This is a genomic window from Streptomyces sp. NPDC004788 (assembly GCF_053601115.1).
The window spans coordinates 1-11,481 of the sequence record NZ_JBSGBF010000153.1 but is presented as its reverse complement, the minus strand read 5'-3'; the positions used below and the strand labels follow the sequence as shown (position 1 = coordinate 11,481).

Genomic DNA, 11,481 nt, shown 5'->3' with positions numbered 1-11,481 from the left:
GCGGAGGCCGGTGAATACCCGCCATGTTACCCAAAGGAGGTCCGAGACACGGCCTCAGCCGTGGCCCAACCAAATGGGGCCCCCCCGCGTTGAGTTCGGGCGGGGGCGCCCCTTCGCGTACGTCGTGCGGCTACGCGCTCTTCTCGTGCCTGCCGTCGTGCTTGACGATCCGCGGCACCAGCGTCGGGTTCACGTTGTCGCGGACCACGTCCGCCGTGATGACCACGCGGGCCACGTCCTTGCGGGACGGGACCTCGTACATCACCGACTGGAGGACCTCCTCCATGATGGCGCGCAGGCCGCGCGCGCCGGTGCCGCGGAGGATGGCCTGGTCGGCGATGGCCTCCAGGGCGGGGCGGTCGAAGTCCAGCTCCACGCCGTCGAGTTCGAAGAGGCGCTGGTACTGCTTGACCAGTGCGTTGCGGGGCTCGACGAGGATCTTGAGCAGGGCCTCGCGGTCCAGGTTGTGCACCGAGGTGATGACGGGGAGACGGCCGATGAACTCGGGGATCATCCCGAACTTCACCAGGTCCTCCGGCATGACCTCCTGGAACTGGTCGCTCGCCTCGATCTCGCGCTTGGAGCGGATGGTCGCCCCGAAGCCGATGCCCTTGGCGCCGGCCCGCGACTCGATGATCTTCTCCAGGCCGGCGAAGGCGCCGCCCACGATGAAGAGCACGTTCGTCGTGTCGATCTGGATGAACTCCTGGTGCGGGTGCTTCCTGCCGCCCTGGGGAGGAACCGAGGCCGTCGTGCCCTCCAGGATCTTCAGGAGGGCCTGCTGCACGCCCTCGCCGCTCACGTCGCGCGTGATCGACGGGTTTTCGCTCTTACGGGCGACCTTGTCGATCTCGTCGATGTAGATGATCCCGGTCTCGGCCTTCTTGACGTCGTAGTCGGCCGCCTGGATCAGCTTGAGCAGGATGTTCTCGACGTCCTCGCCGACATAGCCGGCCTCCGTCAGCGCGGTGGCGTCCGCGATCGCGAACGGCACGTTGAGCATCCGGGCCAGGGTCTGCGCCAGGAGCGTCTTGCCGGAGCCGGTCGGGCCGAGCAGCAGGATGTTGGACTTCGCCAGCTCGATGGCGTCGTCCCGGCCCTGCGCGCCGCCGTTCTCACCGGCCTGGACGCGCTTGTAGTGGTTGTAGACCGCGACCGAGAGGGCCTTCTTCGCGGGCTCCTGCCCGACGACGTACCCCTCGAGGAACTCGTAGATCTCGCGGGGCTTGGGGAGCTCCTCCCACCGCACCTCGCTCGTCTCGGCGAGTTCTTCCTCGATGATCTCGTTGCAGAGGTCGATGCACTCGTCGCAGATGTACACACCGGGTCCTGCGATGAGCTTCTTCACCTGCTTCTGGCTCTTTCCGCAGAACGAGCACTTGAGCAGATCGCCGCCATCACCGATGCGTGCCACGAGGTGCTTCCCCTTCGCCTGGGAGCGCTTGGTTCAGCGACTCCTGGTGCCTCATATTCGACGGTACCTTGCCGGGCCCCCCGTTCGGGCCCCCCTTGGCGCGGTTGGCATGGTCGGAATTCGGCCATGCCGCCCGTCCTGCCTCCCGCGCCACGGGAACGTCGAGCGTCAGACTGCCGAGCCGGCCGTGCTCTTGCGGGTCGAGATGATCTGGTCGATCAGGCCGTACGCGAGGGCGTCCTCGGCGGTCAGGATCTTGTCGCGCTCGATGTCGTCGCGGATCTTCTCGATCGGGGTGGTGGAGTGCTTGGCCAGCATCTCCTCCAGCTGGCTGCGCATGCGCAGGATCTCGCGGGCCGCGATCTCCAGGTCGGAGAGCTGCTCACGGCCGGTGCCGCCGGACGGCTGGTGGATCAGCACGCGGGCGTTCGGCAGCGCCATGCGCTTGCCGGGGGTTCCGGCGGCCAGCAGGATGGCCGCGGCGGAGGCCGCCTGGCCCATGCAGACCGTCTGGATGTCCGGCTTCACGAACTGCATCGTGTCGTAGATGGCGGTCAGCGCGGTGAACGAGCCACCGGGGCTGTTGATGTAGATGGAGATGTCGCGGTCCGGGTCCATCGACTCCAGGCACAGCAGCTGCGCCATGACGTCGTTGGCGGAGGCGTCGTCGATCTGCACGCCGAGGAAGATCACGCGCTCCTCGAAGAGCTTCGCGTACGGGTCGTACTCGCGGATGCCCTGGGAGGTGCGCTCGACGAAGCGCGGGACGACATAGCGGTTGTCCACCTGCGGGCCGGTGTAGAGGCCGCTCGCGGAGAAGTTCGGGGTGGTCATGGGGCTGTTCACCATCCTGAGGGCGGGTGGGAGGGCTGGGGCTGTCGGAACGGGCTGCCGGGTGCTCAGGCGCCCGTGCCGCCGCCGCCCGGGACACCCGCGGCGTGGGTGATGATGTCGTCGATGAGGCCGTACTCCTTGGCCTCCTCCGCGGTGAACCAGCGGTCGCGGTCGCCGTCGCGGATGATCCGCTCGACGGTCTGGCCGGAGTGCTCCGCGGTGATCTCGGCCATGCGCTGCTTCGTGCGGAGCAGGTAGTCGGCCTGGATCTTGATGTCCGAGGCGGTGCCGCCGATGCCGGCGGAGCCCTGGTGCATCAGGATGTCGGTGTTCGGCAGCGCGAAGCGCTTGCCGGCGGTGCCGCCCGTGAGCAGGAACTGGCCCATGGACGCGGCCATGCCCATGCCGATGGTCACGACGTCGTTGGGGATGTACTGCATGGTGTCGTAGACGGCCATGCCGGCCGTCACGGAGCCACCGGGGCTGTTGATGTAGAGGTAGATGTCCTTCTCCGGGTCGGCGGCCAGGAGGAGCATCTGCGCGGTGATCTTGTTGGCGATGTCGTCGTCGACCTGCTGGCCGAGGAAGATGATGCGCTCGCCGAGCAGCCGGTTGTAGACATGGTCGCCGAGGCCACCACCGATGGACGGCTCACCCGCGGCGTAAGGCTTCAGATTCGTCACGTATCCACCTGCTCGTCTCCGACGGCCCCGTGCCGTCTCGCGTCTCGTTCTGAGGGCAGTGCCCCCGTATCCATGGACCCTAACGCGCTGGTAGGCGGGCGCCATCCCGGTTCCCGAACTGTTCGCTGGGAGCGCAAGGTAGTTGGGGGCGCATAAAGGGCTCGAACTACGTCCACGGGCCCGGGCGCACAGCTGTGCGTCCGGGCCCGTGGCGCGGGATCAGCGGGCTTCACCGGGCGGCCTGGGCCGCCCGACGGGCCTTACTTGTCCTCGGAGACCTCGGCGTCGCCGGTGACGGCCTCGACCGTCTCGGTGGCCTGCTCCTCGTCCTCGTCGGACAGGTCCACGACCTCGCCGTTGGTGTCGACGACCTTGGCGGCCTCGACGACGACCGCGAGGGCCTTGCCGCGGGCGACCTCGCCGACCAGCATCGGCACCTGGCCGCCCTGGACGACGGCCTGGGCGAACTGGTCGGGGGACATGCCGGAGGAGGCGGCGCGGCGCATCAGGTGCTCGGTGAGCTCGTCCTGCTCGACGTTGAGCTTCTGCTGGGAGACCAGCTCGTCGAGGAGGAACTGGGTCTTGATGCCCTTGATGGCCTGCTCGCGCGTCTCGGCGTCGAACTCTTCCTCGGTCTTGCCCTGGAACTCCAGGTACTTCGCGAGGTCGAGGCCCATCTGGCCGAGCTGGTGGTGCTCCAGGTTGTGCTTGCGGGTGTTGATCTCCTCCTCGAGCAGCTTCTCGGGGACGGGGATCTCCGCCAGCTCCAGGAACTTCTCCAGGACGCGCTCCTGGGCCTGGGTGGCCTGGTCGAACTGCTTCATGTTCTCGAGGCGCTTGCGGCTGTCGGCCTTGAGCTCGTCGAGGGTGTCGAACTCCGACGCCATCTGCGCGAACTCGTCGTCCAGCTCGGGGAGCTCACGGGCGGCGACGGCGGTGACCTTGACGGTGACCTCGGCCTCCTTGCCCGCGGCCGAGCCGCCCTTCAGCTCGGAGGTGAAGGTGGCCTCGCCGCCGGCCTCCAGGCCGGTGACGGCGGCGTCGATGCCGTCGAGCAGCTCGCCGGAGCCGATGGTGTACGAGACGCCCTCGGCGACACCGTCGGGCAGGACCTCGCCCTCGACCTTGGCCTCGAGGTCGATGGTGACGACGTCACCCTCGGCGGCGGCGCGCTCGACCGGGTTGGTGGAGGCGAAGCGCTCGCGCAGCTGCTCCACGGACTTCTCGACGTCCTCGTCGGTGACCTCGACGGCGTCGACCTCGACCTCGATGCCGGAGTAGTCCGGGATCTCGATGGTCGGGCGGACGTCGACCTCGGCGGTGAAGGAGAGCAGCTCGCCGTCCTTCAGCTCCGTGATGTCGACCTCGGGCTGGCCCAGCGGGTTGACCTCGGCCTCGTTGACCGCGGCGTTGTAGAGCTTCGGGAGGGCGTCGTTGACGGCCTCCTCCAGCACCGCGCCACGGCCGAAGCGCTGGTCGATGACGCGCGCGGGGATCTTGCCCTTGCGGAAGCCCTTGACCGTGACCTGCTGGTTGATCTTCTTGTACGCCGCGTCGAGGCTGTCCTTGAGCTCCTCGAAGGGCACCTCGACAGTGAGCCGAACCCGGGTCGGGTTCAGGGTCTCCACGGCGCTCTTCACGGTTCGGTCTCCTTGTGGCTGATTCCTGGTTTCCGGCGGCGCCGCCAGGGGCGGTTCCGGCCGATCGGCCCGGTCAGAGAGACACACGGGCACGCAGCTTGCATAGTAACCGCAAGCGGCTCGCGCCCCACAACGTGATCTTGGCTGGTCGGGGTGGCGGGATTTGAACCCACGGCCTTCCGCTCCCAAAGCGGACGCGCTACCAAGCTGCGCCACACCCCGTCGGTGCGACACGTAGGGTACATGGACGGGGACGGTGCGACGCCCCCTCTTTCCGAGGGGCGTGCGGGCACCCGCCCGGACCCGCTACGATGGCGTCCGTGCCGCGGCCCTGATGGCCTGCGGCGCAGTGCTTGCGGGCGTAGCTCAATGGTAGAGCCCTAGTCTTCCAAACTAGCTACGCGGGTTCGATTCCCGTCGCCCGCTCCAGGTAGGGCGAAAGGCCCCGCGGACCGTGTCCGCGGGGCCTTTCGCCATGTCGCCCGTGCCGTCCCGGCCTCAGAACTTGATGGAGGCGATCGACGCCGTTATCGAGTCCAGGAAGTTCTGGATGTTCGGCGCCATGCCGGTGGACGCGAGGAAGAAACCGAAGAGGACCGCGACGACGGCCGGGCCGGCCTTGAGGTTTCCGCCACGGATCAGCACCACCAGGATGATCGCCAACAGCAGCACCACGGACAGTGAGATGGCCACAACTGATCACACCCTCGGTCGGTTTCGCCTTGCCGCCCGGGAGCGCACGCCACAGAACACCCCCGCCGCACCTATCGTGCCACCAACTTCTTGCCCAGCGGGGGCGGGTGACGAATCGTCGACGTCCAATTCCGGCCAACATGACGGAATTACGTCTTGATCATTTCGCTGTGATCCCGAGGAGTGCCCGGACCCGGGCGTACTTGGCGGTGAGCCGGTCCCGGGTCGCCGGATCGAGCACCGCGAGCCGCTCCGGGTCGGCGTTGTGCGCGAGATCGGCCTCCTTGACCAGCAGGGCGCCCGGGGTGGCGAGGATCCGCCGCGCGTACGCCTCGGGCTCCTCGCCGGGGCGCTTGGTGAGCGCGAGCACCATGGCCTTCACCTCGGCGGGCAGCGCCGCCCCCGCCAGCCACTCCTCCGACAGCGCCGCGTCCTCGACGGCGTCGTGCAGCCAACCGGCCGCGATCTGCGCGGAACTCCCGCCCCGCGCCCGTACGCCCTCGGCGACGGCCCTCAGGTGCTCGGCGTACGGCCGCCCGGCCTTGTCGGTCTGCCCGGCGTGGGCGGCGACGGCGAGCGCTTCGATCTCCGGGAGCGAGAGAGGTGCGGGGCCGGTCATGGCGGTCATCCCTTGCGGCTGATGAGGAGCAGGGCGCGGTCGTCGTTGACGTCCTTGGCGCAGGCTTCGATGAGGTGCCAGGCGGCGCCTTCGAAGCCGGCGGCGACATAGCGGTCGGCCTCGCCGGTGAGGCGGTCGATGCCCTCGGTGAGGTCGCGGTCGGCGCTCTCGACGAGGCCGTCGGTGAAGAGCATGAGGACGTCGCCGGGGCGCAGGGAGCCCTTGACCGGGTGGAACTCGGCGCCGTCGTAGACGCCGAGGAGGGGGCCTTCGGCGGCCTTCTCCTCCCAGCGGCCGGTGCCGGCGTGGAGCTGGAGGGCGGGGAGGTGGCCGGCGGAGAGGAGTTCGTAGTCGCCGGACTCCAGGTCGAGGACGAGGTGGACGGAGGTGGCGAAGCCCTCGTCCCAGTCCTGGCGGAGCAGATAGCCGTTGGCGGCGGGCAGGAAGCCGTGCGGGGGCAGCGAGCCGAGCAGGCCGCCGAAGGCGCCGGAGAGCAGCAGGGCGCGCGAGCCGGCGTCCATGCCCTTGCCGGAGACGTCGGTGAGGACGACTTCGAGGGTGCGGCCGCCGTTGGTGCGGGCGGCGACGACGAAGTCGCCGGAGAAGGACTGGCCGCCGGCCGGGCGCAGCGCCATCTCGCGGTGCCAGCCGCCGGGCAGGCGGGGCAGGGCGCTCTGCACCCGGATGCGTTCGCGCAGGTCGAAGAGCATGGTGCCGCCGCGCCGCCAGGGCACGCCGACGCGGGCCCGGAACTGCGCGATGAGCAGTCCGAAGAAGCCGCAGGCGGCGACGACGAGGACGGTGCCGGGCGTGACCCGGGCCGGCCCCTGGGTGTACGGGCCGAGGACGACGGACTCGACGATGAGCGCGCCCGCGGCCGCCGCGTACAGGCCGAGCAGGCTGGCGGGGCGCAGCACGAGCCCGCCGGCCACGATCGGCAGGACGAGGGCGACCGGGGAGCACCACACCGGGTTGAGCAGGGAGGCGGCGGCGATCGCCGGGACGGTGAGCAGGAGTCCCGCGAGCGCGACCCAGTCGGAGCCGTCGCCGCGGAAGTAGTCGACCGCGCTCCGGCGCAGCCCGATGCGGGCCCGGGCTGCGCTCCTGCGCATCCGGGCCGCGTACGTGTGCACCGCTCCGCTTCGTCCCATTGGCCTGGACCCTATCCATCCGATCGGAGCTCGTGCAGGGGGACCCTTGTGACAACGTGTGCGAAATCGGTTCGCGCCGGGCCGCGGGGCGCTGATATCGGTGGCATATGACGACCGAACTGCGGGTGCTCGACCCGGCCGAGTGGGATGACTGGTTCGCGGTTCTGGAGCTCGCCTTCGGCGGCGTTCCGGAGTCGGACGAGGCGCGGGCGCTGTGGCGGGAGCTGACCGAGCCCGAGCGTTTCCTCGGCGCCTGGGACGGGGACCTGTGCGTCGGCACCGCCGGCGCCTTCACCTTCCGGCTGACCGTGCCGGGCGGGGCCTCGGTGCCGGCGGCCGGGGTGACGATGGTGACCGTGGCCGGTACGCACCGGCGGCGCGGGATCCTCACCTCGATGATGCGGCGCCAGCTGGCGGACGTGCGGAGCTGGGGCGAGCCGCTGGCGGTCCTGACGGCCTCGGAGCCGGAGATCTACGGACGCTTCGGCTATGGCGTGACGACCATGTCGGCGCGGGCGGTGGTCGACACGACCCGGGTGCGGCTGACCGTGCCGACGGGCACGGACGCGGTGTCGCTGCGGGTCGCGAAGCCGGCGGAGGTGCTCGCGGAGACCGAGGCCCTGTACGCGAAGCTGGTCCCTGGACGGCCCGGGATGCTCGCGCGGCGGCCCGGCTGGGAGAAGGTCGCGCTGGTCGACACTCCGGCCGGGCGGGACGGCTTCTCGCCGCTGCAGTGCCTGCTGGCGGAGCGGGACGGCGAGCTCGTGGGCTACGCCCACTACTCGATCAAGCCGGAGTGGTCCTTCTCGGGCTCCGGCGGCTCCGTCACGGCGCACCAGCTGTTCGGCCTCGACCCGGCGGCGGAGGCGGCGCTGTGGCGTTTCCTGTGCTCGGTGGACCTGACCTCGCGGGTGAACGTGTACGACCGTCCGGTGGACGACGCGTGGCAGCACCTGGTCGGCGACGTGCGCCGGTGCGAGCCGACGCTGCGGGACAGGCTGCACCTGCGGCTCGTGGAGGTGGGCGCGGCGCTGGAGGCGCGGACGTACCAGACGCCGGTGGACGTCGTGTTCGAGGTCGAGGACGCGTTCTGCCCCTGGAACGAGGGGCGTTGGCGGCTGACCGGGGACGCGAAGGGCGCGGTGTGCGCGCGGACCGACGACGCGGCCGATCTGGCGCTGTCCGTACGGGAGTTGGGGTCGGCGTATCTGGGCGGCGTGTCGCTGGTGTCGCTGGCGGCGGCCGGTCGCGTGCGCGAGCTGAGGGAGGGGGCGCTGGTGGAGGCGTCGGTGGCCTTCGGGTCACCCGTGGCGCCGTGGCTGCCGCACGGTTTCTAGCGGCCGGGAGGCTGGCAGCCCGGGCACCAGAACAGGTTGCGCGCCGCCAGTTCCGCCGTGCGGATCTCGGTGCCGCAGACGTGGCAGGGCTGGTGGGCGCGGCGGTAGACGTACACCTCGCCGCCGTGGTCGTCGACGCGGGGCGGGCGGCCCATGGCCTCGGGGGTGTGTTCGGGGCGGACGGTGTCGATGCGGTTCAGGCGGACGCCCTCGCGCATGAGCATCACCAGGTCGGCCCAGATCGCGTCCCACTCCCCCGCCGTCAGGTCCCGGCCGGCGCGGTACGGGTCGATGCCGTGGCGGAAGAGGACCTCGGCGCGGTAGACGTTGCCGACGCCCGCGACGATCTTCTGGTCCATGAGGAGCGCCGCGATCGTCGTACGGGACCGGGAGACGCGCTGCCACGCGCGGGCGGGATCGGCGTGCTCGTCGTCCTCGCGCAGCGGGTCGGGGCCGAGGCGGGCGTGTATCGCGTGCTTCTCGGCGTCGGTGATGAGCGCGCAGGTGGTGGGGCCGCGCAGGTCGACGTACGACTCGGGGTTGGCGAGCCGCAGCCGGACCGTGTCGGTGGGCGGCGGGGCCGGGGCGTCGCCGAAGCCGACCTTGCCGAAGAGGCCGAGGTGGATGTGGACCCACTCGTCGCCGGGGAAACCCAGGAAGAGGTGCTTGCCGTGGGCCTCGGTGCGGGCGAGGACGGTGCCGTCGAGCAGCGCGGCCGAGTCGGCGAACTTGCCCTGGGGGCTGGAGACGCGCACAGGCCGGCCGCCGAACCGTTCCCGGTAGTCGGCGGCCAGCCGGTGGATGGTGTGCCCTTCGGGCATCAGGCGGTGGGCTCCTGCGGGTGGTGGGCCGGGATGGCCGGGAGCTCGCCGGTGGTCTCGTACGTCGCGAGCATGTCGATGCGGCGGGTGTGGCGCTCGTCGCCGGAGTACGGGGTCTTGAGGAAGACCTCGACGAAGCTGGTGGCCTCGTCCTGGCTGTGCATGCGGGCGCCGACGGCGACGACGTTGGCGTTGTTGTGCTCGCGGCCGAGGGCGGCGGTCTGCTCGCTCCAGGCGAGGGCGGCGCGCACCCCCTTGACCTTGTTCGCGGCGATCTGCTCGCCGTTGCCGGAGCCGCCGATCACGATGCCGAGGGCCTCCGGGTCGGCGGCGGTCCTCTCCGCGGCGCGCAGGCAGAACGGCGGGTAGTCGTCCTGGGCGTCGTAGATGTGGGGACCGCAGTCGACGGGCTCGTAGCCGTGGGCCGTAAGCCACTCGACGAGGTGGTTCTTGAGTTCGTAGCCGGCGTGGTCGGAACCGAGGTAGACGCGCATGTTCCGAGTGTGGCACGCCGGGGACGGGGTAAGGGTCAGCGGGGTCGGGACCTTAGCCCTGCCGGGTTCGCGCATTTTTGGGGACTTATGTCCCGAATGTGACCTGAGTCACGATCCGGAATCAACTCTTCCTTACTCGTCGGTCGCCAGGTTTCATATCCGCAGCTCGCGACCCGAGCGCCCCCCACCAGAAGGAAGCGTTGATGAACACGCAGCCGACCCTGACGAAGGAAGGCGGCGGCACCGGCACCACCGGCGACGCACAGCACTCCGACGGCTCGAACGGCCTCAAGGCCGGTCTCAAGAACCGCCACCTGTCGATGATCGCCATCGGCGGCGTGATCGGCGCCGGACTCTTCGTCGGCTCCGGCTCCGGCATCGCCGCGGCCGGCCCCGCCATCCTGCTGTCCTATGCGCTCGTCGGCGCGATGGTCGTCTTCGTGATGCGGATGCTCGGCGAGATGGCCGCGGCCCGCCCGTCCTCCGGCTCCTTCTCCGCCTACGCCGACCGGGCGCTCGGCCGCTGGGCCGGCTTCACCATCGGCTGGCTGTACTGGTTCTTCTGGGTGGTGGTGCTCGCCGTCGAGGCGACCGCCGGCGCCAAGATCCTGGAGGGCTGGATCCCGGCCGTCCCGCAGTGGGGCTGGGCGCTCATCGTGATGGTGGTGCTCACCGCGACCAACCTGGCCTCGGTCTCCTCGTACGGCGAGTTCGAGTTCTGGTTCGCGGGCATCAAGGTCGTCGCCATCGGCGCCTTCGTCGTGATCGGCATGCTCGCCGTCTTCGGGGTGCTGCCCGGCTCGAAGAACCCCGGCGCGGGCTTCGCGCACCTCACCGACAGCGGGGGCTTCTTCCCGATGGGCGCCGGCGCGGTGCTCACCGGCGTCCTGATGGTCGTCTTCTCCTTCATGGGCAGCGAGATCGTCACCCTGGCCGCCGGCGAGTCCGAGGACCCGCAGAAGGCCGTCACCAAGGCGACCAACAGCGTGATCTGGCGGATCGGCGTCTTCTACCTGGGCTCGATCTTCATCGTCCTCACCCTGCTGCCGTGGCACGACAAGTCGATCGTCGACAAGGGCTCCTACGTCGCCGCGCTCGACTCCATCGGCATCCCGGCCGCCGGCCAGATCATGAACGTGATCGTCCTGACCGCCGTGCTGTCCTGCCTGAACTCCGGCCTCTACACCGCCTCCCGCATGGCCTTCTCGCTCGGCCAGCGCGGTGACGCGCCCAAGGCGTTCGCCCGCACCAACAAGCGCGGCGTCCCCACGACGGCCATCCTCGCCTCCGTGGTCTTCGGCTTCGTCGCGGTCTTCTTCAACTACAAGTGGCCCGACACCGTCTTCGCCTTCCTGCTCAACTCCTCCGGCGCGGTCGCCCTCTTCGTCTGGCTGGTCATCTGCCTGACCCAGCTGAAGATGCGCGGAATCATCCTGCGCGAGACGCCCGAGAAGCTGATCGTGAAGATGTGGCTCTTCCCGTACCTGACCTGGGCCACGGCGGCGATGATCGTCTTCGTCCTCGGCTACATGGTCTACGACGGCGGCAGCAACCGTGAGCAGGTCGTGCTCTCGCTGCTGGTGGCGGCCCTGGTGCTCGCGATCGGCCTGGTCAAGGACCGGGTCCAGAAGCGTCCGGAACCCGAGCTCGAGCTCGAGAACGTCTGAGCCTGACCGCATGACGTGACCGTACGAGAAGAGGCCCCGCCGGTGGGCGGGGGCGGTTGTCGTTCGGGTGGAGTAACGGGCGGGCGCACCCCAGGGGGGCGCCGAGGTGGCCGGCCCGCGGGCGCGCG

11 protein-coding genes and 2 tRNA genes are annotated in these 11,481 nt (G+C 70.0%); 3 read left to right on the top strand and 10 right to left on the bottom strand.

Annotated elements, in window-relative coordinates; genetic code table 11:
* Positions 1 to 130: 130 nt before the first annotated feature.
* The 5 genes from clpX to ACWEJX_RS36150 all read right to left on the bottom strand — a co-directional run bounded on the left by clpX (position 131) and on the right by ACWEJX_RS36150 (position 4,793).
* Positions 131 to 1,414 (bottom strand): ATP-dependent Clp protease ATP-binding subunit ClpX, encoded by a 1,284-nt coding sequence (clpX, locus tag ACWEJX_RS36170; protein ID WP_389206153.1) that lies wholly within the window; start codon positions 1,412 to 1,414, stop codon positions 131 to 133.
* A 168-nt stretch (positions 1,415 to 1,582) separates the two neighbouring features.
* Positions 1,583 to 2,248 (bottom strand): ATP-dependent Clp protease proteolytic subunit, encoded by a 666-nt coding sequence (locus ACWEJX_RS36165; protein WP_451611651.1) that lies wholly within the window; start codon positions 2,246 to 2,248, stop codon positions 1,583 to 1,585.
* A 65-nt stretch (positions 2,249 to 2,313) separates the two neighbouring features.
* Positions 2,314 to 2,931: an ATP-dependent Clp protease proteolytic subunit gene (locus ACWEJX_RS36160; protein ID WP_451611650.1), complete on the bottom strand. Its 618-nt coding sequence runs from the start codon at positions 2,929 to 2,931 to the stop codon at positions 2,314 to 2,316.
* A 260-nt stretch (positions 2,932 to 3,191) separates the two neighbouring features.
* Positions 3,192 to 4,571, bottom strand: coding sequence for a trigger factor (tig, locus tag ACWEJX_RS36155; protein WP_451611649.1), 1,380 nt, complete (start codon positions 4,569 to 4,571; stop codon positions 3,192 to 3,194).
* A 145-nt stretch (positions 4,572 to 4,716) separates the two neighbouring features.
* Positions 4,717 to 4,793 (bottom strand) — tRNA-Pro (locus ACWEJX_RS36150).
* Between the two features lie 133 nt (positions 4,794 to 4,926).
* On the opposite strand from ACWEJX_RS36150, the gene ACWEJX_RS36145 reads away from it, so the two are divergent.
* Positions 4,927 to 5,000, top strand: a tRNA-Gly gene (locus ACWEJX_RS36145).
* Positions 5,001 to 5,069: 69 nt separating this feature from the next.
* On the opposite strand, the gene ACWEJX_RS36140 is transcribed toward ACWEJX_RS36145, so the two are convergent.
* From ACWEJX_RS36140 to ACWEJX_RS36130, 3 genes are all read right to left on the bottom strand, one after another.
* Entirely contained in the window at positions 5,070 to 5,264 is a 195-nt protein-coding gene (locus tag ACWEJX_RS36140) for a hypothetical protein (protein ID WP_389206162.1), read from the bottom strand.
* Between the two features lie 160 nt (positions 5,265 to 5,424).
* Positions 5,425 to 5,883, bottom strand: coding sequence for an HD domain-containing protein (locus ACWEJX_RS36135; RefSeq protein WP_451611648.1), 459 nt, complete (start codon positions 5,881 to 5,883; stop codon positions 5,425 to 5,427).
* A gap of 5 nt (positions 5,884 to 5,888) precedes the next feature.
* Positions 5,889 to 7,034 (bottom strand): PP2C family protein-serine/threonine phosphatase, encoded by a 1,146-nt coding sequence (locus ACWEJX_RS36130; RefSeq protein WP_451611647.1) that lies wholly within the window; start codon positions 7,032 to 7,034, stop codon positions 5,889 to 5,891.
* 107 nt (positions 7,035 to 7,141) lie between these two features.
* Here ACWEJX_RS36130 and ACWEJX_RS36125 point away from each other — a divergent pair, with 107 nt between their 5' ends.
* On the top strand, positions 7,142 to 8,371 hold the full coding sequence (locus tag ACWEJX_RS36125) for a GNAT family N-acetyltransferase (RefSeq protein ID WP_451611646.1): 1,230 nt from the start codon (positions 7,142 to 7,144) through the stop codon (positions 8,369 to 8,371).
* Here ACWEJX_RS36125 and ACWEJX_RS36120 read toward each other — a convergent pair.
* Together ACWEJX_RS36120 and ACWEJX_RS36115 are read right to left on the bottom strand one after the other, a co-directional pair.
* On the bottom strand, positions 8,368 to 9,192 hold the full coding sequence (locus tag ACWEJX_RS36120) for an Fpg/Nei family DNA glycosylase (RefSeq protein ID WP_451611645.1): 825 nt from the start codon (positions 9,190 to 9,192) through the stop codon (positions 8,368 to 8,370). The two genes, ACWEJX_RS36125 and ACWEJX_RS36120, sit on opposite strands and share 4 nt — an antisense overlap.
* Positions 9,192 to 9,686, bottom strand: a complete 495-nt coding sequence (locus ACWEJX_RS36115; RefSeq protein ID WP_451611644.1) for a ribose-5-phosphate isomerase — start codon at positions 9,684 to 9,686, stop codon at positions 9,192 to 9,194. The genes ACWEJX_RS36120 and ACWEJX_RS36115 overlap by 1 nt, the downstream gene beginning before the upstream one ends.
* 203 nt (positions 9,687 to 9,889) lie before the next feature.
* On the opposite strand from ACWEJX_RS36115, the gene ACWEJX_RS36110 reads away from it, so the two are divergent.
* Positions 9,890 to 11,353 (top strand): amino acid permease, encoded by a 1,464-nt coding sequence (locus ACWEJX_RS36110; protein ID WP_451611643.1) that lies wholly within the window; start codon positions 9,890 to 9,892, stop codon positions 11,351 to 11,353.
* Positions 11,354 to 11,481: the final 128 nt, after the last annotated feature.

Coding starts and splice junctions, on each gene's coding strand:
- ACWEJX_RS36165 (WP_451611651.1), bottom strand. CDS start 2,248: ATGACCACCCCGAACTTCTCCGCGAGCGGCCTCTACACCGGCCCGCAG.
- ACWEJX_RS36135 (WP_451611648.1), bottom strand. CDS start 5,883: ATGACCGGCCCCGCACCTCTCTCGCTCCCGGAGATCGAAGCGCTCGCC.
- ACWEJX_RS36130 (WP_451611647.1), bottom strand. CDS start 7,034: ATGGGACGAAGCGGAGCGGTGCACACGTACGCGGCCCGGATGCGCAGG.
- ACWEJX_RS36125 (WP_451611646.1), top strand. CDS start 7,142: ATGACGACCGAACTGCGGGTGCTCGACCCGGCCGAGTGGGATGACTGG.
- ACWEJX_RS36120 (WP_451611645.1), bottom strand. CDS start 9,192: ATGCCCGAAGGGCACACCATCCACCGGCTGGCCGCCGACTACCGGGAA.
- ACWEJX_RS36115 (WP_451611644.1), bottom strand. CDS start 9,686: ATGCGCGTCTACCTCGGTTCCGACCACGCCGGCTACGAACTCAAGAAC.
- ACWEJX_RS36110 (WP_451611643.1), top strand. CDS start 9,890: ATGAACACGCAGCCGACCCTGACGAAGGAAGGCGGCGGCACCGGCACC.